Consider the following 26,568-nt stretch of genomic DNA (forward strand, 5'->3'; position numbering starts at 1 on the left):
AGGAGTCCATCCGTGACGGAAGGCACCACCTCCACGGCCGCTGAGGGCAGCGACACCCTGACCCGCCTCGAGCAGGAGGGCGAGATCGCGGCGGACTACCTCGAGGGCCTGCTCGACATTGCCGATCTCGACGGCGACATTGATATGGACGTCGAGGCGGACCGGGCCGCGGTCTCGATCGTCAGCGACTCGGCACGTGACCTGCAGAAGCTCGTGGGCCGCGACGGTGAGGTGCTGGAGGCGCTCCAGGAGCTGACGCGGCTCGCCGTGCACCGGGAAACCGGTGACCGCAGCCGTCTGATGCTGGACATCGCCGGCTTCCGGGCCAAGAAGCGCGCCCAGCTCGCCGAACTGGGCGCCAAGGCCGCGGACGAGGTCAAGAGCACCGGCCAGCCAGTGAAGCTGGACCCGATGACGCCGTTCGAGCGCAAGGTCGTGCACGACGCGGTAGCGGCCGCCGGTCTGCGCAGCGAGTCCGAGGGCGAGGAGCCGCAGCGCTTCGTCGTCGTTCTCCCGGCCTGACCGGACCCTTGTTCTGTCGGCCCCGTCTGTTCGCAGACGGGGCCGATCTTTGTCAGCCTGATAGTCAGCCGGCCGCAGCGCGGTCGAGTGGTATGGAAGGACGGTTTCCGTGACGGCGGAAGTAGAGCTTCCCCAAGCGCCCGAGGGCGCGCGGGCGGTATTCGGTGACTTCTTCCCGGAGGCTGTCCGGTACGCGGAACTGCTGGCGGATGCCGGGGTGACGCGGGGACTGATCGGTCCGCGCGAGGTTCCCCGGCTGTGGGAGCGGCATCTGCTGAACTGCGCGGTGCTCTCCGAGGTCGTGCCCGAAGGTGTCACGGTCTGCGATGTGGGCTCCGGTGCGGGCCTCCCGGGGATTCCGCTGGCACTGGTGCGCCCCGACCTGAAGATCACTCTGCTGGAGCCCCTGCTGCGACGCACCAATTTTCTCCAGGAAGTCGTCGAACTGCTGGGGCTGGATCATGTGACGGTGGTGCGCGGCCGGGCCGAGGAGGTTCTGGGAGAGGTCCAGCCGGTCCACGTGGTGACGGCTCGCGCCGTGGCACCGCTCGATCGACTGGCCGGCTGGGGCGTTCCGCTCCTGCGCCCGTACGGAGAGATGCTGGCCCTCAAGGGGGACACCGCCGAGGAGGAGCTCAGTGGAGCGCGTGCCGCGCTGAGCAAGCTGGGTGTGGTGGAGACCGAGGTGCTGCACGTCGGTGAGGGCATCGTCGATCCCATGTCCACGGTCGTGCGTGTGGTGGTCGGGGAGAGCCCGGGCGGTGTGAGGTTCGCCGCGAAGAGGGCCAAGGCCGCGAGGACGAGTCGCACGAGGCGTCGTCGCTGACACCCTCGGACGTGCCGCGGAAGCGCCGGTTGCTCGGGGTCGGGCAGCTTGAAAGGGCGGCCCGGCACGTCGCCGTGCGCACGTGATGCGGAGTGTCGATGCCCCTGCAGCTACGCTGCAGGGGCATCGTGTTTCACGTGAAACGTCGCTCTCTGCTGCAGGGGATCATCAGCCGCGGTCGCGCCGCTGCCGCACCGCGGCATCGCAGGCCCGTTAGGGCTACGGAGTTGTCCACAGAAGTGGATTCGTCCACAGAAGAGCGGGCCTCGCTGGTTCACGACCCCGAAAGCATGGCAGGCTCTGTTCATTGCGAGCCTGAAGTCGAGGAGAGTGAATCCTTGCGGTCCGACGCCAACATCGCGGGACCGATGACCGACCCGGTCCCCGGTCCCAGAACCGAATCGGCGGGGGAGGGTGTTTCACGTGAAACACCGCCGCCGATGGACGACACACCCATCGGTCGTGCGGCACAGCTGGCGGTCGAGGCCATCGGCCGCGCCGGCGAGGGCCTGCCCCGCCCCGACCGGACACGCATCATGGTGGTGGCCAACCAGAAGGGCGGCGTGGGCAAGACGACCACGACGGTCAACCTCGCTGCTTCCCTCGCGCTTCACGGCGCACGCGTTCTGGTGATCGACCTCGACCCACAGGGGAACGCCTCTACGGCCCTGGGGATCGATCACCACGCCGAAGTCCCCTCCATCTATGACGTCTTGGTGGAGAGCAGGCCCCTTTCAGAGGTGGTTCAGCCCGTTCAGGACGTCGAGGGCCTCTTCTGCGCTCCCGCCACCATCGATCTCGCCGGTGCAGAGATCGAACTGGTGTCGCTGGTGGCGCGGGAGAGCCGGCTCCAGCGAGCGATCCAGGCGTACGAGCAGCCGTTGGACTACATCCTGATCGACTGCCCGCCCTCGCTCGGTCTGCTGACGGTCAATGCCCTGGTCGCCGGTGCGGAGGTACTGATCCCCATCCAGTGCGAGTACTACGCACTGGAAGGGCTTGGCCAGCTGTTGCGCAATGTGGACCTGGTACGTGGACATCTCAATCCCGAGCTTCATGTGTCGACGATCCTGCTCACCATGTACGACGGCAGGACCAGGCTCGCGTCGCAGGTCGCGGAGGAGGTGCGGACTCACTTCGGCAAGGAGGTGCTGCGCACCAACATCCCCCGGTCGGTGCGCATTTCGGAGGCCCCGAGTTACGGGCAGACCGTGCTGACCTATGACCCGGGTTCGAGTGGGTCGCTGTCTTACCTCGAAGCGGCGCGTGAGATCGCCCTGCGAGGTTTTGGGGTGCAGTACGAGGCCCGGCATGCCCACACGGGCAGCGGGAACAGCCAGCAGAGCAATTCGGAGGGGATTCAGTGAGTGAGCGTCGTAGAGGGTTGGGGCGTGGGCTGGGTGCCCTGATCCCCGCCGCTCCGCAGGAGAAGCAGGTGCCGGGAGCGGCCTCTGCCGCTGCGGGCCCTGTTGTAGCGCCGGGACGTGGGGTGGCTGCCGCGAAGGTGGCCTCTCTGACGTCCGCGCCGGTTGTGCCGGAGCCCAGTGCGCCGGTTTCGGAATCCGCGGCGGCTGTGGAAGCGGTGGGTGTCGCGGGGGCGTACTTCGCCGAGATTCCGCTCGGCGCCATTACGCCCAATCCGCGTCAGCCCCGTGAGGTGTTCGACGAGGACGCGCTCGCCGAGCTGGTGACGTCCATCAAGGAAGTGGGCCTTCTTCAACCCGTTGTTGTCCGAAAGGCGGGGCCGGAGCGCTATGAGCTCATCATGGGGGAGCGGCGCTGGAGGGCGTGTCGGGAGGCGGGACTGGAGCGGATCCCTGCCATCGTCCGGGCCACGGAGGACGAGAAGCTTCTGCTGGACGCTCTCCTGGAGAACCTCCACCGGGCTCAGCTGAACCCCTTGGAGGAGGCGGCGGCGTACGACCAGCTGCTCAAGGACTTCAAGTGCACGCATGACCAGCTGGCTGACCGGATCGGACGCTCCCGCCCGCAGGTCTCCAACACCTTGCGCCTGCTGAGGCTGTCGCCGCAGGTTCAACGGAGAGTCGCGGCCGGGGTGCTGTCGGCCGGGCACGCGCGGGCGCTGCTCTCCGTGGACGACTCGGAGGAGCAGGACAAGCTGGCGCATCGCATCGTGGCCGAAGGCCTGTCGGTGCGTGCGGTCGAAGAGATCGTGACATTGATGGGCTCCACATCCGCGGCTTCCGCCAAGTCCAAGGGGCCGCGGGCCGGTGGCCGGGTGTCGCCGGCGCTGTCCGAGCTCGCCTCCCGTCTGTCGGATCGCTTCGAGACCAGGGTGAAGGTCGACCTCGGTCAGAAGAAGGGGAAGATCGTCGTCGAGTTCGCGTCCATGGAGGATCTCGACCGCATCCTCGGCAGCCTGGCACCGGGCGAGGGTCGGGTGCTGGACCGGGAGGCCGAGGAGAGCGCCGAGGGCGACGAGGCCTGAACCGACTGGGACAGAAGAAGAGGGCGGGCTGTGCTCCGGAGGACACCGGAATTCAGCCCGCCCTTTGCTTTCTCACGGTGTCGGCTTGATGCCGGGGTGGATACGATGCGTTCTGGTACGGCCCATCCGGCTTGAGCCGCCTCGGCGGAGTGGGGCCGCGACTGGCGAGTCGCGGTCGATCAGTGACGGTGGGGGCTGGGCTCGGGCGCTGTCGGAGGGCTCGCCGACGGTCCGCTTCTGCTCCCGTTCCACGTGCGCGGCGCACTCACGGTCGTACGCGATGCGGCAGGCGAAGGAAGCGAGGAACAGCCTTCATGGGGCGACGGCTCGTACCGCTCACACTGGACAACCTCTCCGATCTACCCAAGCGCTGCCGCACATGCGTCTTCTGGGAGCTTGATCCGGTCAGTGGGGATGCCGCGGTGAAGGCGGGAACGCCAGAGCTGGAGAAGGAGGCATGGATCTCCGCCGTTCTGCTGGAGTGGGGATCGTGCGGCCGTGTCGTCTACGTCGACGATGTGCCAGTGGGTTTCGTCCTCTACGCGCCGCCGGCCTATGTGCCGCGATCGATGGCGTTTCCGACGAGTCCGGTCTCTTTCGACGCCGTGCAGCTGATGACCGCGTGGATCACTCCCGGATACCAGGGGCAGGGGCTAGGCCGGGTGATGGTGCAGACCGTTGCCAAGGATCTGCTGCGTCGAGGGTTCAAGGCGATCGAGGCTTTCGGGGACGCCCGTTGGAAGGAACCGGCCTGTGTGCTTCCCGCAGATCACCTTCTCGCAGTTGGTTTCAAGACCGTGCGGCCCCATCCCGTTCATCCGCGGCTGAGACTGGAACTCCGGGCGACTCTGTCCTGGAAGGAGGACGTCGAACTGGCACTGGACAAGCTGCTGGGAGCCGTTCAGAAGGAGCCGGTTCTACGACCGCTGTGATCCATTTGCTCTGATCCGGGATCCTGGAGCAAAGCGAAACGGTCCGTCCCTCAGGGACGGACCGTTTCACGTGAAACAACGAACGACTGTCTTATTCGCTGATGAAGTTCTCAAGGTCGCGGAGGATCGCGGCCTTCGGCTTGGCGCCCACGATGGTCTTGGCGACCTCGCCGCCCTGGTAGACGTTCAGAGTCGGGATGGACATGACGCCGTACTTGGCGGCCGTGCCGGGGTTCTCGTCGATGTTGAGCTTGACGATCTCGATCTGGTCGCCGTGCTCGGCGGCGATGGCCTCCAGAGACGGCGCGATCTGGCGGCACGGACCGCACCAGGCGGCCCAGAAGTCCACCAGGACGGGCTTCTCGCTCTTCAGGACGACCTCGTCGAAGGTGTCGTCGGTCACGTTCTTCAGGGCGCCGGCCACGGCGGTCTCCTTAACTACTTGGGGTGTGGGGTGTGGGGACGTGGATCAGGCGGTTGCCGCTGCGGCCTTCTCCTCGTCGGCGAGCGCGGCGAGGAAGCGCTCGGCGTCGAGAGCGGCGGAGCAGCCCGTACCAGCGGCGGTGATCGCCTGCCGGTAGGTGTGGTCGACGACATCACCGGCGCCGAATACACCGGTCAGGCTGGTGCGGGTCGAGGGGGCGTCGACCTTGAGGTAGCCCTCGTCGTCGAGGTCGAGCTGTCCCTTGAAGAGCTCGGTGCGCGGGTCGTGGCCCACCGCGATGAACAGGCCGGTCACCGCGATCTCCGAGGTCTCGCCGGTCTTGGTGTTTCGAAGGGTGAGGCCGGAGAGCTTCTGGTCGCCGTGGATCTCGGCAACCTCGCTGTCCCAGGCGAACTTGATCTTCGGGTCGGCGAAGGCGCGCTCCTGCATGGTCTTGGACGCACGCAGCGTGTCGCGGCGGTGGACGATGGTGACCGACTTGGCGAAGCGGGAGAGGAAGGTCGCCTCCTCCATCGCGGTGTCGCCACCACCGACCACGGCGATGTCCTGGTCCTTGAAGAAGAAGCCGTCGCAGGTGGCGCACCAGGAGACACCGCGTCCGGAGAGGATGTCCTCGTTGGGGAGGCCGAGCTTGCGGTGCTGCGACCCGGTCGCCACGATGACGGCCTTTGCGCGATGGACCGTGCCCGCCGTGTCGGTGACCGTCTTGATGTCACCGTCGAGGTCCACGGAGACGATGTCATCGGGGACGAGCTCGGCGCCGAAGCGCTCGGCCTGGGCGCGCATGTTGTCCATGAGCTCGGGGCCCATGATCCCGTCCTGGAAGCCCGGGAAGTTCTCCACATCGGTGGTGTTCATCAGCGCGCCGCCTGCGGTGACGGCGCCCTCGAAGACCAGCGGCTTCAGCGAGGCACGTGCGGTGTAAAGGGCGGCCGTGTAGCCCGCGGGGCCGGAGCCGATGATGATCACGTTACGGACGTCGCTCACGGGTTTCTTCCTCGTCTCTGCAGACTGCCTACTGTCCACGCCTACTGGGGTCGGTTCAACGACTCTCACCCCACCCAACGGATCCTACGGGGGATGCATTCCCATCGTGGCGGGGCCGCGTCGGACGCCGTTCTCAAGGGCGTGCGTAGGTGTGGGTGAGCAGCAGTTTCCCCTTGGTGACGCCCTTGTCCCGGGTACAGGCCGCGTCGACGACGTACGCCTGGACGCGGGTCGGTTCGGAGCGGTGGGGAAGGACGACGAGGAAGGCGTCCGTGCCTTCGTAGGTGCCCGCTTCCACAGCGAGGGCCGGGGTGTCACGGCCGATGCCCTGCTGGATGCAGGCCGGGACGGAAGCGGTTGATGCGCGCAGGGGATTCTGCGGCGCCTCGGTCGCGGAGGGCGTCTCCACGGGCGGCGACTGGGCCAGGACCGAGGGCGGCTGGTTCTCGGCGTCGACGCCGTCCGGGGCCGACGGCTTCCTGTCGGCGTGCCGCAGGAGCGTGCGCACACGCCCTTCGAGGGTGGATTCCGAGAAGGTCGATGCCCCGCTCGTCTTGGAACCGGAGTCGCGGTTCGCCGTCTTGGTTGCCGCGGTGTCCTGGGACGTCCGGTCGTTCTGCAGCAGGAGGACGCCCAGGCCGATGACGGCCGCGCCGAGAGCGGCACCGAGTACGGTCGCGCGGCGTCGGCGCAGGGTGGGGCGACGGCTGGGGCCGGTGGTCGCCCCGGAGTGCCCTGGGGGGCGGTCCGGGGCCAGGTTCTCGCGGTCGGGCTTCGTCGATGCGGCCGGTGCTGTTTCACGTGAAACATGCGCCGAGGGAGCGGAGGGCGGGGTGTCGAGAGCCGCAGTATCGAGAGCGGCGGCGGCGAGTGCGGCGTCGATGCGGTTTGCGACATCGTCGGGCATGCGCTGTGGCCCGGGCACGGTGCCGAGCAGATCACGGATCTCGATGAGCGAGGCATGGACGTCGTCGCAGAGTTCGCACCCGTCCAGGTGCTCGCGTATCTCGCCCGCGCGTGACGGAGGGAGGAGACCCTCCGTGAGGTCGGAGATCTCCGAGACATCCGGGTGCCCGCTCGTGCCGGTCGATGTCATGCGTGTCCACCTCCGTCCTTCACCGCAGCAGGATCGCTTGTGCCCGTGTCTTTCGGCACCGATGGGGGTGGGACGGACGCACGGGGCGTCCGGTTCCTTTCCCTGGCGGGTCCCGTCGCGTTCATGTCTCCGTCGCGGAGATGGGCGAGCAGGGGAGCGAGCCGGGCCCTGCCGCGCGCGCAACGACTCTTCACCGTGCCGGTGGGCACATCGAGGATGCGTGCGGCCTCGGCCACCGGATATCCCTGCATGTCCACGAGGACGAGTGCCGCGCGCTGTTCGGCGGGAAGAGTGGAGAGCGCGGCCAGGAGCTCGCGGTGCAGATCCTGACGTTCCGCCGGTGCCTCCGCGGACTCGTGCGGTTCGAGGAGCTGCTCGAACCGTTCCGCGTCGTCGACCGGTGAGGTCTTGCGGGAGGCCGCCTTGCGCACCCGGTCGAGACAGGCGTTGACGGTGATGCGGTGCAGCCAGGTGGTGACGGCCGACTGGCCGCGGAAGGTGTGCGCGGCGCGGAAGGCGGAGACCAGGGCGTCCTGGACGGCGTCGGCCGCTTCCTCGCGGTCGCCCAGGGTACGCAGTGCCACGGCCCACAGCCGGTCGCGATGGCGGCGTACCAGCTCGTCGAAGGCATCGGGATCCCCAGCGATGTGGCGGGACAGGAGCGTAGCGTCTGTGGAGCCGAAATCACTGGACTCGTTATCCATTCATTTCCCACTATTCCGCGCACAGGAGGCCTCTGTGTCGTTAAATTAACCGTCTGGTAGACATGGTGTGAGGATATTTTTACGCTCGCTTGTCTTGGGGTCCAGTTGTGGGGAATTTTTTTATTCCTCGTTAATTTTCGATTTGAATTTAAGGGGTCCTGGTGCGTAAAAAAGCGCGCGTTGCTTCCGCTGTTACCGCAATGACATTTGCGGCCGCCCTTGCTGTTGTGGGATCCGCTTCAACGGCGAATGCTTCTATATGGATCGACACTACGACCATAAGGAACTGTGACAGTAACTGTGTGACGTTCTTCTATAATTCTAACTATGGGGGTTCTAGAACGACCGTGAACTCCAACGGGAGGGAGGAGGGGATATCGAATCTGGGCCCGTACACCTTCCTTTCTGCCGGAAATGGGCAGGGGGTTTCGCTCAAGAATAATGCGGCTTCAATACAAACCCGACTTGGTGGCGTCGGGTACAACGTCACTGTGTATTTCAATAGTGGATACGCGGGAGCATGCGATTCCCTCCGGGCGAAGAATACGGAATATGGGTACATTTCGCAGCTTAAGGCCACTTATAACAATAACGCGTCGGTCAAGTTCCGCGGTAATGCAGTGAACCAGAATTGCTCAGTCTGGACAAGCTAGTTTTTTGAAATTCCTCTGGGCGGGCATCTTCAGGGGTGCTCGCCCAGAGTTTTTCTTAAGGGTGTGCGATAATGAAGAATTCTAGTCGAACTTTGCGTGTAAGTGTTGTTGTGCCGGGTTTTTTTGTGCTCTTGAGCGCGTGTGGGGGAGGCAATCATTCCAGGTCCAGTGAGCCTCAAGCGAGCCCGTCAGATGTTCCGGCTCGGGCGCGCATTACGCATACTTTCCGGTTGCCGATCGAAGAATACAGTGTCTCTCCCACGGACTACACTTTTATTCAAAATGCAAAAATTGCCCTAGTGAACAAGTGCTTGAAAGATTTGGGTAGTGATTACTCCCTCCCTTCGATGGGCGATCCTGTAATTCAGGCGTCTAGAAGGTATGGGATAATGGACTATGAAACTGCTTCTAAATATGGGTATCACATGCCCCCTGAGGAACCGCGTGCGGACGGAGATGCTAATTCTCTCTCGGCGGACGAGCAGAGGCTTATATTTGGAGAACTCGTTAAGGGTGAACCGAGGGGGAGGGTACCCTCGGGCGGTTGCTATGGCGAAGCGGAGTCGGTGATCAATGGGTCAAACGTTCCAGATTCTGCTATCTCTTTTGCTAGTCAAGTTAATGGGAAGAGTTTTGAGGACTCGCTGAAGGATCCGCGTCTCGTAAAAATTAACAAGAAATGGGCGAGATGTATGGCCAGGGAGGGGTATGAATACGAGACGCCGATGCAGGCCGTCTCGGACTCGAAATTCCAGAAAGGTGACCCTGGTGAGGAGGAAAGACGAGTCGCTATGGCGGATGTCAACTGTAAAGATGCAACTAGCCTTATTGAAATTTGGAGTGAAATAGAAAGTGAGAGGCAGGTTGGGATGATCCAAGAGAATGTCGATCTTCTGAATCGACTGAAAGCTTTCCAGAACCTACAGAAGCGAAATGCACTTAAAGTGATCACCACGCCTGGCGGATAGAGTCCACTTCTTCGGTCCGTGAAGTCCGCGGCGGCATGTGTCCTGAGAATTTCTAATGAAATGATCTTCGAGGTGGTTGGATAACTGCAGGACCGATGTTCTGGAGGTTGTTCTGGGGGGCGGAATGGAGCGGTCGAAGCCATGGGGGAAGTCGATGACGAGTTGCAGGCGGTGAGCGAGCCGCTGCTGCCCAGAGTTGAACGGCTTAATCGGAATTCGGGCCGACTGGTGTCCTAGGACACCTTAGTGTGAACGTTCTCCCGGGCCGGTGGTCGACGGCTCCCACATCCGGACGCTGATGGGGAAGCCGAGACTGAAAGAAACCTTGTCGACCGGGGCAGAACCGGCAGTAAACAGCCCACGGTCCCAGGCGCTACCGGGATCCCGCGCGCCGCGACTCTGAATTTCGTGAGGGCTGTTTGGCTGCTGCTACTGCTGCACGGAAGAGAAGCTGATTTCAGTAATGGCCTGCTTGTAGCCGGAGTCAGTATAAGCGTCCCCTGGCGCCTTTGGCACGGCTGTGATCCAGACCAATACATAACGCGTTTTAGTCGGTGTCTCGGCTTTCAGACGCGCCGACCTCTCACTCGTTCTTTGGGTCGCGAAGGGCTTCAGAGAGTCCACCGCTGTGCTCGGTGACATGCTGTCCTCCGCGTACAGTGAGACCGCGGTGTGGTTGCCGGTGTAAAGCAGAGCTATGGAAGCGCTGGAAATATTCTGCTCCGAGCCGAGGTCGTAGATGATGCCGAAGCCCTTTTTGTACGGCGCGAGTACCGGGCCGTCCATAAATGTCTTGGAGCGCCAGTAGGTTGAGCTTTTGCCGTCGTACGTCTTGCCGACATCGCCGGGTGCCTGCGGGGTCCCGTCCGGCGCGTACTCCTGCGCTGCTTTGATTGTGACCGGGATGGCTGCCTTCGGCTTGTCGTCCTCCTTGGTGGTCTGCACCTGTTCCTGTTCACCTGAGCCTTTGCCACGGTGGAGCAGCGCGTCGGCGAGCTGCCAGCTGCCGAGTCCCAGGGCGGCGATGAGCAGGGCGGAGACCGCCCATTTCAGGGCCTTGCCGGTGCGGCTCTGCAACGGGGGCGGGGGTACGGGGACGGGGGCAGTGACGGCGGTTCCGGGGCTGCCGGGCGGGCGGCGGTACGTGCCCTGCTGGTAGGTGGTGCGCTGGTACTCCGGGGGTGCGGTGAAGACGGGCTCCGGCGGCCGGATGCGGGGCATCGCGGATACGGCCTTGGCCAGCTCGTCCGGGGTGGTGCACGGCTGTTCCTGCCGGGAGGCCGTGGCCCCGTCATTGACCAGGGCACGCATGGCGAGCTCGGAGAGACCGCGGTGCACACCGGCCCGCACTTGGTCGGGGGCGATCAGGCCCACGCCCTTGGGCAGCCCGGACAGGCCGTAGGCATCGGTCTCGTACGGCCAGCGCTGGGTCAGCGCGGCGTAGAGCAGGGCTCCGATCGCCTCCGTGTCCGCCCGCTGAGGCCCGTCGGAGGTGATGCCCCGCAGGGCCGCGTTCACCGCGAGGCCACGGATCCGGTACTGGCCGGTCGAGCTTCGCAGCACCGCCCCCGGCGTCAGCCTCAGATGGGCGAGACCCTCACGGTGGGCCGCAGCCATGGCCTGGGAGATCTGGCTGACGAGCTGGTACGCGTCGTGCGCCTCCATCGGTCCGGCTGCCAGCAGGGAGGTCAGCTCGGTGGCGTCCGGGAGCCACTCGTGGACGACGTAGACGAGGTCGTCCTCCTCCACGGCGTCGAGCACCTGCACGAAACGCGGGTCGCCGAGCAGCGCGGCGGACCGTGCCGCCGCCAGCACGGAGCGCGCGCGTGGGTGATCGGCGGGAAGGACATGGACCCCCACCGCGCGGCGCAGCTTCTCGTCGACAGCGCGCCAGCTGCTGAATCCGTCCAGACGGGTGACGCACTCCTCGAGCCGGTAGCGTCTGGCGAGTTTGTGTCCGCTGTGCAGATCAGGGGTTGGCAGGGAGGACTCGGAACGGCTGGTCCTGCCGTCCGTGTCCTGCGACGTCGCGTCCGTCGAGTCCTGCGCTTCTGCCGTTCCGTCGGCCGTGGCCTCGTCCGCCTTGGCGGCCAGCAGTTCCTCACCGCTGTTGTCGGCCACGTCGACGGCAGCCGTGCTACGTTCCGCCACCGTCGTTCCTGCCTCCCCATCCGTTGCGCGATGCCAGCCAGCTCTGCACAGTCACGCCAATTGTGCCCACACTCCGGCGCTATGCACGACACGCCAGAGGCGGCGATGGTTGTGCACCAGGGTTCTCAGCGCCCGAGCCGCCCACGAACCATGCCGACCAGGCCGTTGATCTCCTCGATCCGCATCCGCTTGCCCGCGGCGACGAAGACGCCCAGCAGCACGGCCCCACCCAGGACCAGCGCGACGAGCGAACCGAGGACGCCCTCACCGAGGCCCATGAGAACGGCGAAGCCGATCCCGCCGCCGAGCACCGACGCCGGCACGGCGGCCAGGCACAGGCGGGCGTAGGTGCGCACGACGTGCGCACCGTCCAGATCGCCGCCCAGCCGGTTGCGCAGCCGCCGCCAGGCGACGCCCACACCGACGGCGTAGGCGAGCCCGTACGAGGCCGCCATGCCGACCACGGCCCACTGGGCGGGCAGGACCACGTAGCACAGGGCCGAGGCCGCGGCGTTGACCGCGGCGACGATGACCGTGTTGTAGAAGGGCGTGCGGGTGTCCTCGTAGGCGTAGAAGCCGCGCAGCACCACGTACTGCACGGAGTACGGGATCAGGCCGAGGCCGAACGCCATGAGGATGAAGCCCATGGAACGGGCGGCCTCGGTGCCGGCGGAGGAGTACAGCAAGGTGCACATCGGCAGACCGAGCGCGAGGAACAGGAACGCGACCGGCACGATGGCGACCGCCGAGTTCCGCAGCCCGTGGGAGATGTCGTCACGGACGGCGCCCGGGTCGTCGTCGTGGGCGGCGCGGGAGATGCGGGGCAGCAGGGCGGCCATGACCGACACGGTGATGATCGCCTGCGGCATGCCCCAGATCAGCTGGGCGTTGGAGTACCCGAGGAAGCCGGTGCCATCCTTGCCGGACAGCTTGCCCGCCGAGGTCGCGAGCTGGGTCACGACGATTACGCCAGCCTGGTTGGCCAGGACGAACAGGACGGTCCACTTGGCCAGCCTGACCGTCTTGCCGAGGCCGTGCCCCCGCCAGTCGAAGCGCGGACGGAAGCGGAAACCGGCTTCGCGCAGATACGGGACCATGGCCAGGGCCTGGACGACCAGGCCGAGCAGCGTGCCGATGCCCAGGAGCCGGATGCCCTCCGGCGGGATCGTCTGGACGCCCATCTGGGATTCGGCGGAGGTGCCGTAGACCCAGATGAACATGCCGAACGTGAAGATCATGACGATGTTGTTGAGGACCGGGGTCCACATCATCGCGCCGAACCGGCCGCGGGCGTTGAGGATCTGGCCCATCACGACGTGGATGCCCATGAAGAAGATCGTGGGCAGGCAGTACCGGGCGAACGTCACGGCGACGCTGTTGGCCGCCGCGTCCCGGGCGATCGTCGGCGACATCATGTGGATCAGCCACGGGGCGGCGAGGACCACGAGCGCGACGATCACCCCGAGTGCGACCATCACCAGGGTCAGCAGGCGGTTGGCATAGGCCTCGCCGCCGTCCTCGTCATCCTTCATGGAGCGGACGAGCTGCGGAACGAAGACCGAGTTCAGACCGCCGCCCACGGTGAGGATGTAGATCATCGTCGGCAGGGTGTAGGCGATGGTGTAGCTGTCGCCGAGCAGGGCCGCGCCCAGTGCGGCGGTCATCACGAGCGTGCGGACGAAACCGGTGAGCCGGGACACGAGCGTCCCGGCGGCCATCAAGGCACTCGACTTCAGCAGCCCGGAGGCCCGGCCGCCGGACTTGCGCGGTGCGGGCGCCGGGGCCGGCTCGGGTTCGGCCGCGACGGCGGAAGCGCCCGCCGGCCCCTCCTGGTCGCGGTACAGATGCGCGAAGGCATCCGGCTGCTCCCGGTCCTGGGACGCCTGGCCGACGAGATCGTCCACTCCGACGTACTGGGTCGCCGCCGAGGCGTCGCCGTACGGCAGGTGGCGCGACGGGCCGTCGGGCTCGGGCGGAGGGGTCTGGGCCCAGATACGCGGATCGGGAGCGTACGGTGCCGGGGGAGGCTGCTGGTAGAGCGGCTGGGGCTGCGGATGGACGCCGGGCGGTGGCGGGGGGTGCGCGGCACGGTCGTACAGCGCCTCGTCCACCGGGTCCTGGGTGGACAGATCCTGGGCCCGGTAGGGGTCGTGGTCGTACGCGGCCTGCAGGTACGGGTCGGGCACCGGCGGAACCCCGCCCGGGCCGGGCGGCACCGGGGGGCCGCCGGAGGACCCGGCTCCGCCCGTACCCCGACCGCGGTCACCGTCGTACGGCGCGTTCATCGAAACCCCACCTCATCGTCCCCGGCCGACCGGCCACGACAGACATCGCTCAACGTTCCACTTTCTCACCCGAGCCCGATGCCTCCCGACTGTCCGGACCGGTGTCCGGCGCAGGGTCACCCGGGTGCTCCGGTCCGTCGTCGCCGTTCCCGTCCGGTACGTCGCCGTTCCCGTCCGCGTCGGCGGCGTTGGCCCGCTTGCGCTGGGTGTACATCCTGATGCCGGCGAGGACGAGCAGCAGCAGTCCGCCGGCGATCACGAGCAGCACGGTCGGGGTGAGCTCCGAGACCTTCACGGTGAAGGCCATCTCCTCGCCGTACGGCGTGCCGTCCTCGGTGTAGAGCTGGGCCGTCATCTGCACCTGGCCGTTGACGTTGGCCGCGGCGTCGAACTTCACCGACTGGCTGTGTCCGCCGGAGATCCGGATCGGCTGCTCCGCCACGGCTCCGTCGTCGTTCAGCTTGAGCCGGGTCGCGTTGTCCGACTTCAGGCGGAGAACCAGGTTCTCCACGCCCTGCACCAGCCGGTTCTGCACAGTCACGGGGATTGTGGCGCTGCGGCCGGACAGGGTGATGTCCGACTTCGGGATGAGCTGAACCTCGCCGGCGAGGCCCTGGAGATAGGAACGAACGGAGTCCCGGTACTGCTGGGCCTCCAGGGGCCTGCCCCGCCACGACGTCGACACGGACCGGTTCACCGCGTTGCCGAAGGGTGTGACCACCCGCTCGGGCTGGGTGAGGATGACCTGGAACTTGTTGAGCGAGACCTGGGTGGACTTGATGTCCTGGAACGCCTGGGTGGGCAGTTCCTGGTTGCGGAGCTTCTTCGGGTAGCGGGAGGAACTGGGGACGGTGCTCGTGGCGTCCGCGTCGGGCCTCTCCTCGGCCGCGTCCACGAGCCCGAGGGGCTGGGTCCAGCGGTCGTCGTCGAGGGCGTGCAGGGCACTGGCCATCGACTGGGCCTGGGCGACCGTCGGCATCCGCTGCGGCGCGACGACGATGCTGCGCTCCGCGTCCGTGTCCTGGTCGGTCAGGGCGAGGGTCTGGGCGAGGAACTTCTGTACGGCGAGGGTGGAGCTGCCGGCCTTGGACATGTCGCCCTCGAACGCGGTGGAGAGCCGGGCGTCGGCGACCACCGCGGTGGTGCCGCCGCCGATCGGACGGGCCGCGGTCGGCGTGTACAACAGCCCGCCCGTCTCCTTGAGGCTGTCGCTGCGAGCGATCACGTTGTGGGCGCCGGCCGAGGTGGCGACATCGACGATCGCGGGGTCGATCGCTCCGTCGACGGGCCAGGCGAAATCCGTCGACGGTTTCACGTGGAGGATGGTCTGCACGCTCGACGCCGCCACGTCCGTGGCGGTCTGCAGATGGCTGAGGGTGCCGGACACGTTCTTGCCGCGGTGGGCGATGGCCGCCAGATCGGGGTCGGCGAACGGAAGCGCGACGACCTCGCCGTCGGTCACCGCGGCCTCCAGGGCGGCGAGCCATTGCTTGGCGACGGCCTCGTTCTTCCCGGCAACAGTGGTGTCGCCGGACTTGACGCGGTAGCCCCGCGCCATCGCGTCGACGCTGGCCAGCAGATCCGGATCGATGACCCAGGTCACCGGCAGCCGACTGCCCAGCGAGACCATCTGTTCGAGGCGCCCGCCGGGGGCGAGCTCGCCGGCCAGCGTGTCGTCGGCGAAGACCGGGGTCTGTTCGTCGTCGGTGCCGGTCTCGGCGGTGACGTGTGCGGACGCGATGAGCGGCCAGAGGTAGGTGATCTTCGTCCGGGAATCGCGTTCCTCCTCCTGCCACGGCAGGAAGGTGCGCTGGATTCCCAGCACCTGGTCGTACTGGGCGCGGGAGGTCTGCCCCGACAGCGAGACACCGATCGGATACACGCCGTCGTCGCCGAGACCCAATTTGCCGACCGGAACCGACAGCTCGAAGTCCTGGCTGATCCCGGAGGGGAGCTTCGGGAGCTTCACCGTGTACTTGCCGCCGAGCGGGGCGGGATCGTTGCCCGGCACGTATCCGGAACGCTTCGCGGCGTCGTCGATCGATGTCCGGCCGGCGAGCTTCTGGCCCACCCGCAGATCGACCCTCGCGTCGGTGATCGTGGCCTTGCCCCTGTTCGTCACCGTGCCTGCGACGGTCAGCGTGTCCCCCTTCGTCGGGGCGCTGGGAGCCACGGTGTTCAAGGACACCTTCACGGTCTCGGACCCGGAGGGGGCCTTGGCAGGCACGTCGGCAGGCGCTGCGGGCGCGGCAGCCGCGGCCGGTCCGGCCAGCAGAGCCACGAGAAGAGGGGCCCCGGCGATGGACGCGGCTGTGCGCCGCAGCCACCGGCGGGCAGGAGAGGGACCGATCCCCTGATTGTCTGCCGCCTCGGCCACGCGCCTACCCGTCCCTCGTCGTAGTCAGATGGTGTCGATGGTTCTCGGTTGCTGCGTCCACGCATGGTAACGAGGTGCGCGGGTGCCGAGTGCTGCGGAGTGCGCTACAAGATCGCAAGAGTCTCGCAGGACGGGCCGGAACCCGGACGACCAGGCCGGTCCGGGCACGTACCCTTTTCTGTTGTGTCGAACGCCAACGAAGACAGCTCCAGCGCCCTGACCCAGGTGCAGCATCGCGCAGTCAGTGAACTGCTGCGGGTGTCACCGGTCGCCGACGACCTCGCCCGCCGCTTCCAGGATGCCGGATTCAGTCTTGCTCTGGTCGGTGGTTCGGTCCGGGACGCCCTTCTCGGCAGGCTCGGGAACGACCTCGACTTCACGACCGACGCCCGCCCCGACGCCGTACTGAAGATCGTGCGGCCGTGGGCCGACTCGGTGTGGGAGGTAGGCATCGCCTTCGGCACGGTCGGCGCCCAGAAGGACGGCTACCAGATCGAGGTCACCACTTACCGATCGGAGGCGTACGACAGGACCTCGCGCAAGCCCGAGGTGTCCTACGGCGACTCCATCGAGGACGACCTCGTCCGTCGCGACTTCGCGGTCAACGCGATGGCCGTCGCGCTTCCACAGAAGGAATTCATCGACCCTCATGGTGGGCTGGAGGACCTGGCTCAGCGGGTACTGCGCACACCCGGTACGCCCGAGGAGTCCTTCTCCGACGACCCGCTGCGGATGCTGCGTGCCGCCCGTTTCTCCGCGCAGCTGGATTTCGACGTGGCACCCGACGTGATCACGGCGATGACGGAGATGGCCGGACGCATCGACATCGTCTCCGCCGAACGCGTCAGGGACGAGCTCAACAAGCTGCTGCTGTCCGCCAACCCCCGCAAGGGCCTGGCGCTGCTCGTCGACACGGGTCTGGCCCGGCACGTCCTGCCGGAGCTGCCTGCCCTGCGCCTGGAAAGTGACGAGCATCACCGCCACAAGGACGTCTACGAGCACTCGCTGACCGTCCTGGAGCAGGCGATCGACCTGGAACAGGACGGCCCCGACCTGGTTCTGCGGCTTGCCGCGCTCCTGCACGACATCGGCAAGCCGAGGACGAGGCGCTTCGAGAAGGACGGGCGCGTCTCGTTCCACCACCACGAGGTGGTGGGCGCCAAGATGACCCGGAAACGGATGACCGCGCTCAAGTACTCCAACGAGATGGTCAAGGACGTCTCGAAGCTCGTGGAACTCCATCTGCGCTTCCACGGCTACGGCGACGGCGAGTGGACCGACTCCGCGGTGCGTCGGTACGTACGCGATGCGGGGCCGCTGCTGGAGCGGCTGCACAAGCTGACCCGTTCGGACTGCACCACGCGGAACAAGCGCAAGGCCGCTGCCCTGTCCCGGACCTACGACGGCCTTGAGGAGCGCATCGCGGAGTTGCAGCAGCAGGAGGAGCTGGATGCCATCCGGCCCGATCTGGACGGCAACGAGATCATGACCACCCTGGGCATCGGCCCCGGGCCGATGGTCGGCAGGGCCTACGCCTTCCTGCTGGAGTTGCGGCTGGAGCACGGCCCGCTGGGACACGACGCCGCGGTCGGCAAGCTCAAGGAGTGGTGGGCCGCCCAGGGCTGAGCGGCCGGGTTTCTGCCCGGGAGGGGCGTTTCGGGCAGTGAGAGACAAAGGTGTGGTCGCCGTCATGTTTCACGTGAAACATGACGGCGACCGACAGAGGGGTGCTGTTTCACGTGAAACAGCACCCCCTTGCCTTTACCGGCCGGTTCGGGGTGCGTTGTCGGTGTGCCTCCAGCGGAGCAGGAGCGCGGCGGTGACGGCGTACAGTGCAGCCGCTCCGATCACCACGGGGGCCGACCGCCCGTCGGGTGGCAGCAGTGCGGCGGAGACCGCTGNGCCCGCTGGGACACGACGCCGCGGTCGGCAAGCTCAAGGAGTGGTGGGCCGCCCAGGGCTGAGCGGCCGGGTTTCTGCCCGGGAGGGGCGTTTCGGGCAGTGAGAGACAAAGGTGTGGTCGCCGTCATGTTTCACGTGAAACATGACGGCGACCGACAGAGGGGTGCTGTTTCACGTGAAACAGCACCCCCTTGCCTTTACCGGCCGGTTCGGGGTGCGTTGTCGGTGTGCCTCCAGCGGAGCAGGAGCGCGGCGGTGACGGCGTACAGTGCAGCCGCTCCGATCACCACGGGGGCCGACCGCCCGTCGGGTGGCAGCAGTGCGGCGGAGACCGCTGCGGCTCCGACGAAGGCCACGTTGAACAGCACGTCGTAGAGGGAGAAGACCCGCCCACGGAAGGCATCGTCCACCGAGGTCTGTACCACCGTGTCCGTCGCGATCTTCGCTCCCTGAGTCACGAGCCCGAGGACGAACGCGGCGACGAGCATCGGTACGGGGAGGAACCACAATCCCAGCGCGGGTTCGAGAACCGCGGCGGCCGCCGCGCACATTGCCATCCAGCGGAACCGGCCGAGCCGCCCCACCGCCCAGGGCGTCACCACCGCCGCGGCGAAGAACCCCGCGCCCGACACGGCCACCGCCAGTCCGAGCAGGGCGAGCCCTTCGGAATCGCTGCTGGACCAGGCGTACCGGCACAGCATCAGCACCATCACGGTCAGCGCGCCGTAGCAGAAGCGGATCACGGTCATGGCGGCCAGCGCCCGGGCGGCATGCCTCCGCTCCGACAGATGACGCAGTCCCTCGACGAGCCCACGAGCCGTGACGGCCATCGCCGTTCGCAGTCGGACCCGGTGCTTGTCCCGGTCCGGTCCGAGGAGCCGGGTGGCCAGACTCAGAGACGTCATGGCCGAGGCGAGATAGAGCGCGGCGGCCAGCAGTACCACCGCCGCGTCGGAGTCGGCGAGTGCCAGTCGTACGACGAAGGCGAGGCCACCGCCCGCCGTGGCCGCGAGCGTGCCCGCGGTCGGGGAGAGCGAGTTGGCCAGGACCAGCCGCTCGCTGTCGACGACTCGCGGCAGTGCGGCCGAGAGCCCGGCCAGTACGAAGCGGTTGACCGCGGTGACGCAGAGCGCGGAGGCGTAGAAGAGCCATTCCGGTGCCGAGCCGAGGATCAGGAATGCGGTGCAGCAGGCGAGCGCGGCGCGCAGCACGTTGCCGTACAGAAAGACCTGGCGGCGCGGCCAGCGGTCCAGCAGGACCCCGGCAAAGGGGCCGACCAGCGAGTAGGGCAGCAGCAGGACGGCCATCGCGGAGGCGATGGCCGTCGCCGATGCCTGGTTCTCGGGGGAGAAGACGACGTATGACGCCAGCGCGACCTGGTAGACGCCGTCGGCCGACTGGGAGAGGAGCCGTACGGCGAGCAGACGACGGAAGTTCCGAAGGTGCAGAAGTACGCGCAGATCACCTACGACTGGCATGCGATCAAGGGTCACATACGTTGAGGGTCCCCGGGCGGAATGCCCGGGGACCCACAACGGTGCGGAACGAGAGGCACGTTGCCGCTCCTCATCGGACCGCGCCGACGCGCCGTGTCCGGTCGCGTCAGTTGGAGTCGCCCCTGATGAACTTCTCGACGTTCTCGCGGGCCTCGTCGTCGAAGTACTGGACCGGCGGGGACTTCATGAAGTAGGAGGATGCCGAGAGGATCGGGCCGCCGATACCGCGGTCCTTGGCGATCTTCGCGGCGCGGAGCGCGTCGATGATGACACCCGCGGAGTTCGGCGAGTCCCAGACCTCGAGCTTGTACTCGAGGTTCAGCGGAACGTCGCCGAAGGCGCGGCCCTCAAGGCGCACGTACGCCCACTTGCGGTCGTCCAGCCAGGCGACGTAGTCCGACGGGCCGATGTGGACGTTGTTCTCGCCCAGCTCGCGGTCACGGATCTGAGAGGTGACCGCCTGCGTCTTGGAGATCTTCTTGGACTCCAGGCGCTCACGCTCGAGCATGTTCTTGAAGTCCATGTTGCCGCCGACGTTCAGCTGCATCGTGCGGTCCAGGATGACGCCCCGGTCCTCGAAGAGCTTCGCCATGACGCGGTGCGTGATGGTGGCGCCGACCTGGGACTTGATGTCGTCGCCGACGATCGGGACACCGGCCTCGGTGAACTTGTCCGCCCATTCCTTGGTGCCGGCGATGAAGACCGGGAGGGCGTTGACGAACGCGACCTTGGCGTCGATGGCGCACTGGGCGTAGAACTTCGCCGCGGCCTCGGAGCCGACCGGCAGGTAGCAGACGAGAACGTCGACCTCGCGGTCCTTGAGGACCTGGACCACGTCGACCGCGTCCTCGGACGACTCCTCGATGGTCTGGCGGTAGTACTTGCCCAGACCATCGAGGGTGTGGCCGCGCTGGACGGTGACACCGGTGCTCGGCACGTCGCACAGCTTGATGGTGTTGTTCTCGCTGGCACCGATGGCGTCCGCGAGGTCGAGCCCGACCTTCTTCGCGTCGACGTCGAAGGCGGCGACGAACTCGACGTCCCGCACGTGGTAGTCGCCGAACTGGACGTGCATCAGGCCGGGCACCTTGCCGGCCGGGTCGGCGTCCTTGTAGTACTCGACGCCCTGGACCAGCGAGGCGGCGCAGTTGCCCACGCCGACGATGGCTACGCGAACCGAACCCATTCCGGTTGCTCCCTGTGTGTAATGGTTGTTCCCGATGAGGCCCGCGGATCTGCGGGGACCTCACTGTGAGGTGTCGTCGGACGGATCCGGCCGGGTGTCACCCCGGTGCCGGGGCAGGCCGTCCGGCTCTCCTGCGATGTCCTGCTGAGCGTCGCCCCCGGGCGAGGATCGTCGCTGATCCCGTCCCGACCGCTCGCTCTCGATGAGCTCGTTCAGCCAGCGCACTTCGCGCTCCACGGACTCCATGCCGTGTCGCTGCAGCTCAAGCGTGTAGTCGTCGAGGCGCTCGCGCGTGCGGGCCAGAGAGGCGCGCATCTTCTCCAGGCGCTCCTCCAGCCGGCTGCGCCGTCCTTCCAGCACCCGCATCCGCACCTCGCGCTCCGTCTGCCCGAAGAAGGCGAAGCGGGCCGCGAAGTGCTCGTCCTCCCAGGAGTCGGGGCCGGTGTGCGAGAGCAGTTCCTCGAAGTGCTCCTTACCTTCCGCCGTGAGCCGGTAGACGATCTTGGCCCGGCGCCCGGCCAACGAAGAGGCGGGGGTGACCGGACGCCCGACCGAGGGCGGGAGATCGGCCGGGGCGCCTCCCGGCTCCTCGATCAACCAGCCGTTGGCGACCAGCGTCTTGAGGCAGGGATAGAGCGTGCCGTAGCTGAAGGCGCGGAAGATCCCCAACGAGGTGTTGAGACGTTTGCGCAGCTCGTACCCGTGCATGGGGGATTCGCGGAGCAGACCGAGAACGGCGAATTCGAGGATGCCCGAGCGCCTGCTCATCTTCGCCTCCTTCTGCTTCCCCGGTGCTTCCGCGGAGCCCTGTGCCGGGTCGATGTACCGAGCTGATGTATCGACTCGATACATCACGACGATAGATCGGCCTTTGCGTCGCGACAAGGGTGGGCATGGTGAACGGCGTCACATCGCGAATTCGTAGGCACCGACTTGCGTTGTTTGAGGTGAAGTTCGGTCCTAGGAGGGTTTTGACCGTGCGTAGTCTGTGCGGCATGCAGACCACCGGTGACCGCGAGACGCCCGCGCGCGTCCGTCATGACGGCCCAGCCGGACGCATGGTGGACGAGCTCGTCGCCGGGCTGGTCCGTAAGTCGGGGGACCGGATCTCAACTGCCGCTTCCAGGCGTTCTCGCCTGCCCGAGGAGTAGTCGTTCCATGAGCGAGCACCGTCGCAAACCGCCGCAACCGCAGGGCGGAGGGCGTGCAGCGGCCAGACGAGCCGCCCAGCAGTCCTCCGGACGCCGAGCCGCTCCGTCACGCGGAGTAACATCGGAGTCATCTTCCGATGCGCCCGGCGGGGACAGCCCGTACGGCGGCCGTGCCGCGGCCAGACGAGCCGCCCAGCGCGGCGGAGGCCGTGGGGGCGGTGGTGGGGGCCGTCGTCGCGGGACCGGCGGGGACGGCGGGCACGAGGGGCCGGGCCGGGGGCGCGGCCGGGCCGGTCAGCGTCCGGTGAAGAAGCGGTTCATCGACTATCCGCGCGCCGGGAAGTCCGGGGTGGTCCGCTGGCTGCCCTCGTGGAAGCTGGCATCCGGACTGTGTCTCGGCTTCTTCGGCCTGGCCCTGGGGCTCGGTGGCGTCGCCTACGCGATGGTCGGCCTGCCCAACGTGAAGGATGCCGCGAAGGCGCAGAACAACGTCTACTTCTGGGACGACAACACCCAGATGGTTGCCACAGGTGGCGAGGTCAACCGTCAGGAGATCAGCTACGAGCAGATCCCCGAGGCCATGAGGAACGCGGTCATCTCGGCCGAGAACAAGTCGTTCGACGACGACTGGGGCATCGACCCCATGGGTATCGCCCGCGCCCTGTTCAAGATGGCCACCGGCGGCCAGGTGCAGGGCGGTTCGACGATCACCCAGCAGTACGTGAAGAACTCGCGCCTGTCCCAGGAACAGACCCTGAGCCGGAAGTTCGAGGAGCTCTTCATCACGCTCAAGGTCGCCAACGAGATGGACAAGAGGGACGTCATGACCGGCTACCTCAATGTCTCCTACTACGGGCGGGGCGCGTCGGGGATCCAGGCGGCGGCCCGTACGTACTACGGCAAGGACGCCACGAAGCTCAACCCGAGCGAGTGCGCGTTCCTCGCCACACTGCTCAAGGGCGCGACCTACTACGACCCGGCCGGTGCCCCCGAGATCGACGAGCGGGCGACCAAGAAGGACAACACCGATCGGGCCAAGAAGCGCTGGAAGTGGATCCTGGACGAGGAGGTGAAGGACGGGCGCCTCTCGGCGGCGGAACGCGCGAAGTACACCGAGTTCCCGATGCCCGAGCCTCCGCGGAAGGACGCGCAGCTGGGCGGTCAGGTCGGTTACCTGGTCGACCTGGCCAAGAAGTACTTCCTCAACAACAACAAGGACGGCGTCACGGCGGAGATGCTCGCCCAGGGTGGCTACGAGATCCACACCACCTTCAACGAGAAGCAGGTCAAGCAGCTCGAAGCCGCCGTCAAGAAGGTCCACGACAGCAAGATCAAACCGGACCAGCGCCCCAAGACGGACACCCACGTCCAGTTCGGCGGCGGGTCGGTGGAGCCCGGGACCGGCGCCATCAAGGCGATCTACGGCGGTCAGGACGCGACCAAGCACTACACCAACAACGCCGACCCCACGGGTGCGCAGGTCGGTTCGACCTTCAAGCCGTTCGTGCTGGCGGCGGCGATGGAGTACGGCAAGCGTGACCCCTCGCTCGGCGAGGACCAAGGTCTGTCGAATCGCCAGAAGGTCTCCCCGCTGAGCATCTACAACGCCGACCACAACCTGAAGATCAAGAAGTACAACGGTCAGATCTGGACCGACGAGGACGGCAAGCAGTGGCTGCAGGCCAACGACGGCGAGGAGTCGCGGGGCAACATCACTCTCCGTGAGGCGATGCAGTGGTCCGCCAACTCCCCGTACGTGCAGCTCGGCATGGACGTCGGCACCGACAAGGTGAAGGACATCGCCATCGCCGCCGGGCTCAAGGACGACAACAACATGGCCGACTGGCACGTGCCGTCGTTCTCCATCGGCACGTCCTCGCCCAGCGCGATCCGTATGGCCGGCGCGTACGCGACCTTCGCGGCCAGCGGCCAGCAGCGCGAGCCCTTCTCCGTGACCGAGGCGAAGTACCGGGGCGAGACCATCTACCGGCACGAGGACAAGCCCAAGCGCGCCTTCGACAACGCGATCGCCGACAACGTCACCGATGTCCTGAAGAACGTCGTCGAGCACGGGACCGGTACCCCCGCGAAGCTTCCCGGCCGTGACGTGGCGGGCAAGACGGGTACGACGGACGGCAACAAGTCGGCCTGGTTCGTCGGCTACACCCCGCAGCTGTCGACGGCCATCAGCATGTACCGGCTGGACGACGACGAGAACAACAAGAACCGCAAGTTCGAGGAGATGTACGGCACGGGCGGCGAGAAGTCGATCCACGGTGCCTCGTTCCCGGCCCAGATCTGGCACGACTACATGGCGGAGGCGATGCGCGGCAAGCCGGCCAAGTCCTTCCCGGAGCCGACGCCGATCGGCGAGAAGGTCTTCGGCGGTGGTGCGCAGAGCCCGACCCCGACGCCCACGGTCGATACGACGCCCACGCGGGAGGAGGAGCCCTCCGAGGAGACCACGCCGACCACGCCCCCGCCGCTGCCCGGTCCCACCGAGACCTGCAGCGCATGGGACTGGAACTGCCAGAACAACAACGGCGGCGCCAACAACGGTGGCCCGAACGGCGGAAACGGCGGAAACGGCGGCGGTCCCAACACCAGCCCGCCGATGACCGAACCGCCGGGCGGCGACAACGGCGGCAATGGGAACGGCAACGGCAACGGGCACGGAGGGCCCGGCGGCTGGCTCGGCGGTCCGGCCGGATGACGTCCGCCTGATCCACCGGACCGTCCCACGAGGGCCGCTCGCACCACGCGGTGCGAGCGGCCCTCGTCGTCTCCACACACCCGTACGGCAGGATGTGCGGCATGCCAAGCGCAGAAGACACGAGCGTGGACCAGGAACGGCCCGTCGTACGGCCCACGCACCAGGACGAGATCGCAGCGTCAGGCAGCGAGCTGATCGGCGGACGGTCGGGGCGCTGGGCACGGCTCGGCAGCACGGCGCCCACGCCCGTGGGCATCGTGGCGCTGGTGGCTCTGGGCATGTTCGCGCTGGGCATGGTGCAGAAGCTGCCCTGCTACAACTGGGCATGGTTCAGGGGCACCGGATCGCAGTACACGCATGCCTGCTACTCGGACATTCCGCATCTCTTCGTCGCACGGGGCTTCTCCGACGGGCTCGTGCCGTACTTCGACCGGCTGTCCGGCGACATGCAGTACCTGGAGTACCCCGTACTGACGGGCGTGTTCATGCAGGTCGCGTCCTGGCTGACGCCGGGCGGAGCCCTCCAGTACCGCGAGCAGGCGTACTGGATGGTCAACGCAGGCATGCTGATGGTCTGCACCGCGATCATTGCCGTCTGTGTGGCCCGTACGCACCGGCACCGCCCCTGGGACGGGCTGCTGGTCGCCCTCGCGCCGGCCTTCGCGCTCACCGCGACGATCAACTGGGACCTGCTGGCCGTGGCGCTGACGGCCGCGGCGATGCTCATGTGGTCCCGGCGCCGGGCACTGGCGTTCGGGGTCCTCATCGGGCTCGCCACGGCCGCCAAGCTCTACCCCGTGCTGTTGCTGGGGCCGGTCTTCGTGCTGTGCTGGCGAGCGGGCAAGTGGCGCGAGTTCGCCATGGCGACGCTCGGGGCGGCGGGCTCCTGGCTGGTGGTCAATCTGCCGGTGATGCTCCTCGCTCCCGAGGGATGGAAGAAGTTCTACGTGTTCAGCGAGGAACGGGGCATCGACTTCGGCTCGTTCTGGCTGATCATCACCCAGCGCACCGGCAGGCCGATCGAGGTCACGACCGTGAACACCGTGTCGACCCTGCTGACGCTCGTGCTGTGCGCGGCGATCGGCGCACTGACCTTGACGGCTCCGCGCAGACCGCGCTTCGCGCAGCTCGCCTTCCTCGTCGTCGCCGTTTTCATCCTGGTCAACAAGGTGTACTCGCCGCAGTACGTGCTGTGGCTGATCCCGCTGGCCGCCCTGGCCAGGCCCCGCTGGCGCGACTTCCTCATCTGGCAGGCGTGCGAGGTCATGTACTTCCTGGGCATCTGGATGTACCTCGCGTACACGACGAGCGGCGACAAGCACCAGGGGCTCCCCACGGAGGGGTACCAGCTGGCGATCCTCCTGCACCTGCTGGGCACGCTCTACCTCTGCGCCGTTGTCGTACGGGACGTTCTCAGGCCGGAGCGGGACGTCGTACGGCGCGACGGATCGGACGATCCGTCCGGCGGGGTGCTCGACGGGGCCGGGGACGCTTTCGTGCTGAGACGCATCGCACGTCCGCCGCGCCAGAGCGTCGCCGCCGTCGCGGGGCCCTGGACGGAGCGGGACGCTCCGCGGGGACCGGCCGCGGACTGAGACGGAACGAGGGTCTTCCGGCGTACCGGAAGACCCTCGGTGTCCTCTCCGCCCTCTCCGCGCCCCGGCCGCGTCGTCTTCGCGGCCGACGTCCTACCGGCCGGAGGGCAGGGCCCCGTCGGACGTCGGC

Annotated in this window: 20 protein-coding genes; 10 read left to right on the forward strand and 10 right to left on the reverse strand. The window is 67.0% G+C overall.

The features are described 5' to 3' along the window. Window positions 1–12: 12 nt before the first annotated feature. From AMK22_RS31915 to AMK22_RS31935, 5 genes are all read left to right on the forward strand, one after another. The gene (locus tag AMK22_RS31915) at window positions 13–522 is read left to right on the forward strand and encodes a Jag family protein (RefSeq protein WP_073790761.1); all 510 of its coding nucleotides are present in this window, start codon (window positions 13–15) and stop codon (window positions 520–522) included. 109 nt (window positions 523–631) lie between these two features. Then, window positions 632–1,348, forward strand: a complete 717-nt coding sequence (rsmG, locus tag AMK22_RS31920; RefSeq protein ID WP_073790763.1) for a 16S rRNA (guanine(527)-N(7))-methyltransferase RsmG — start codon at window positions 632–634, stop codon at window positions 1,346–1,348. Window positions 1,349–1,638: 290 nt separating this feature from the next. Then, the gene (locus AMK22_RS31925) at window positions 1,639–2,715 is read left to right on the forward strand and encodes a ParA family protein (RefSeq protein ID WP_073790882.1); all 1,077 of its coding nucleotides are present in this window, start codon (window positions 1,639–1,641) and stop codon (window positions 2,713–2,715) included. Continuing rightward, window positions 2,712–3,797 carry a ParB/RepB/Spo0J family partition protein gene (locus tag AMK22_RS31930; RefSeq protein WP_073790765.1) on the forward strand — a complete coding sequence of 362 codons (1,086 nt, stop codon included), beginning with the start codon at window positions 2,712–2,714 and terminating at the stop codon, window positions 3,795–3,797. The genes AMK22_RS31925 and AMK22_RS31930 overlap by 4 nt, the downstream gene beginning before the upstream one ends. 314 nt (window positions 3,798–4,111) lie before the next feature. Beyond that, window positions 4,112–4,729, forward strand: a complete 618-nt coding sequence (locus AMK22_RS31935; protein WP_073790767.1) for a GNAT family N-acetyltransferase — start codon at window positions 4,112–4,114, stop codon at window positions 4,727–4,729. A 91-nt stretch (window positions 4,730–4,820) separates the two neighbouring features. Here AMK22_RS31935 and trxA read toward each other — a convergent pair whose 3' ends face one another. The 4 genes from trxA to sigM form a co-directional block, all read right to left on the reverse strand. After that, window positions 4,821–5,153, reverse strand: a complete 333-nt coding sequence (trxA, locus tag AMK22_RS31940) for a thioredoxin (protein ID WP_073790769.1) — start codon at window positions 5,151–5,153, stop codon at window positions 4,821–4,823. A gap of 45 nt (window positions 5,154–5,198) precedes the next feature. Beyond that, window positions 5,199–6,161, reverse strand: coding sequence for a thioredoxin-disulfide reductase (gene trxB / locus AMK22_RS31945; protein WP_073790771.1), 963 nt, complete (start codon window positions 6,159–6,161; stop codon window positions 5,199–5,201). A 133-nt stretch (window positions 6,162–6,294) separates the two neighbouring features. After that, window positions 6,295–7,257: a hypothetical protein gene (locus AMK22_RS31950; RefSeq protein WP_073790773.1), complete on the reverse strand. Its 963-nt coding sequence runs from the start codon at window positions 7,255–7,257 to the stop codon at window positions 6,295–6,297. Beyond that, window positions 7,254–7,961 (reverse strand): RNA polymerase sigma factor SigM, encoded by a 708-nt coding sequence (gene sigM / locus AMK22_RS31955; protein ID WP_073790775.1) that lies wholly within the window; start codon window positions 7,959–7,961, stop codon window positions 7,254–7,256. Before sigM ends, AMK22_RS31950 begins: the two co-directional genes overlap by 4 nt. A gap of 883 nt (window positions 7,962–8,844) precedes the next feature. Here sigM and AMK22_RS39260 point away from each other — a divergent pair. Continuing rightward, window positions 8,845–9,582, forward strand: coding sequence for a hypothetical protein (locus AMK22_RS39260; RefSeq protein WP_143203616.1), 738 nt, complete (start codon window positions 8,845–8,847; stop codon window positions 9,580–9,582). A gap of 429 nt (window positions 9,583–10,011) precedes the next feature. On the opposite strand, the gene AMK22_RS31965 is transcribed toward AMK22_RS39260, so the two are convergent. From AMK22_RS31965 to AMK22_RS31975, 3 genes are all read right to left on the reverse strand, one after another. Continuing rightward, window positions 10,012–11,733: a protein kinase family protein gene (locus AMK22_RS31965; protein WP_073790779.1), complete on the reverse strand. Its 1,722-nt coding sequence runs from the start codon at window positions 11,731–11,733 to the stop codon at window positions 10,012–10,014. 125 nt (window positions 11,734–11,858) lie between these two features. Continuing rightward, window positions 11,859–14,018, reverse strand: coding sequence for a murein biosynthesis integral membrane protein MurJ (gene murJ, locus AMK22_RS31970; RefSeq protein ID WP_073790781.1), 2,160 nt, complete (start codon window positions 14,016–14,018; stop codon window positions 11,859–11,861). Window positions 14,019–14,067: 49 nt separating this feature from the next. Beyond that, window positions 14,068–16,395: a DUF6049 family protein gene (locus AMK22_RS31975; protein WP_073790783.1), complete on the reverse strand. Its 2,328-nt coding sequence runs from the start codon at window positions 16,393–16,395 to the stop codon at window positions 14,068–14,070. A 183-nt stretch (window positions 16,396–16,578) separates the two neighbouring features. Between AMK22_RS31975 and AMK22_RS31980 the strand changes: the two genes are divergently transcribed. After that, window positions 16,579–18,021, forward strand: coding sequence for a CCA tRNA nucleotidyltransferase (locus tag AMK22_RS31980; RefSeq protein WP_073790785.1), 1,443 nt, complete (start codon window positions 16,579–16,581; stop codon window positions 18,019–18,021). A 473-nt stretch (window positions 18,022–18,494) separates the two neighbouring features. On the opposite strand, the gene AMK22_RS31985 is transcribed toward AMK22_RS31980, so the two are convergent. From AMK22_RS31985 to AMK22_RS31995, 3 genes are all read right to left on the reverse strand, one after another. Then, complete coding sequence (locus tag AMK22_RS31985) at window positions 18,495–19,775, reverse strand: MFS transporter (protein WP_073790787.1); 1,281 nt, start codon at window positions 19,773–19,775, stop codon at window positions 18,495–18,497. A 124-nt stretch (window positions 19,776–19,899) separates the two neighbouring features. After that, a complete protein-coding gene (locus AMK22_RS31990) occupies window positions 19,900–20,979 on the reverse strand; it encodes an inositol-3-phosphate synthase (protein WP_073790788.1) in 1,080 nt (359 codons plus the stop codon). A gap of 60 nt (window positions 20,980–21,039) precedes the next feature. Further along, window positions 21,040–21,747, reverse strand: coding sequence for a PadR family transcriptional regulator (locus tag AMK22_RS31995; protein ID WP_073790790.1), 708 nt, complete (start codon window positions 21,745–21,747; stop codon window positions 21,040–21,042). 227 nt (window positions 21,748–21,974) lie between these two features. Between AMK22_RS31995 and AMK22_RS39720 the strand changes: the two genes are divergently transcribed. From AMK22_RS39720 to AMK22_RS32005, 3 genes are all read left to right on the forward strand, one after another. Next, window positions 21,975–22,130: a hypothetical protein gene (locus AMK22_RS39720; RefSeq protein WP_158072100.1), complete on the forward strand. Its 156-nt coding sequence runs from the start codon at window positions 21,975–21,977 to the stop codon at window positions 22,128–22,130. 7 nt (window positions 22,131–22,137) lie between these two features. Beyond that, window positions 22,138–24,843: a transglycosylase domain-containing protein gene (locus AMK22_RS32000; RefSeq protein ID WP_073790792.1), complete on the forward strand. Its 2,706-nt coding sequence runs from the start codon at window positions 22,138–22,140 to the stop codon at window positions 24,841–24,843. Window positions 24,844–24,944: 101 nt separating this feature from the next. Next, window positions 24,945–26,438, forward strand: a complete 1,494-nt coding sequence (locus tag AMK22_RS32005; protein WP_073790794.1) for a glycosyltransferase family 87 protein — start codon at window positions 24,945–24,947, stop codon at window positions 26,436–26,438. The last annotated feature ends 130 nt before the right edge of the window (window positions 26,439–26,568 follow it).

The sequence above is a fragment of the Streptomyces sp. CB01580 genome, from assembly GCF_001905795.1.
Lineage (GTDB): Bacteria > Actinomycetota > Actinomycetes > Streptomycetales > Streptomycetaceae > Streptomyces.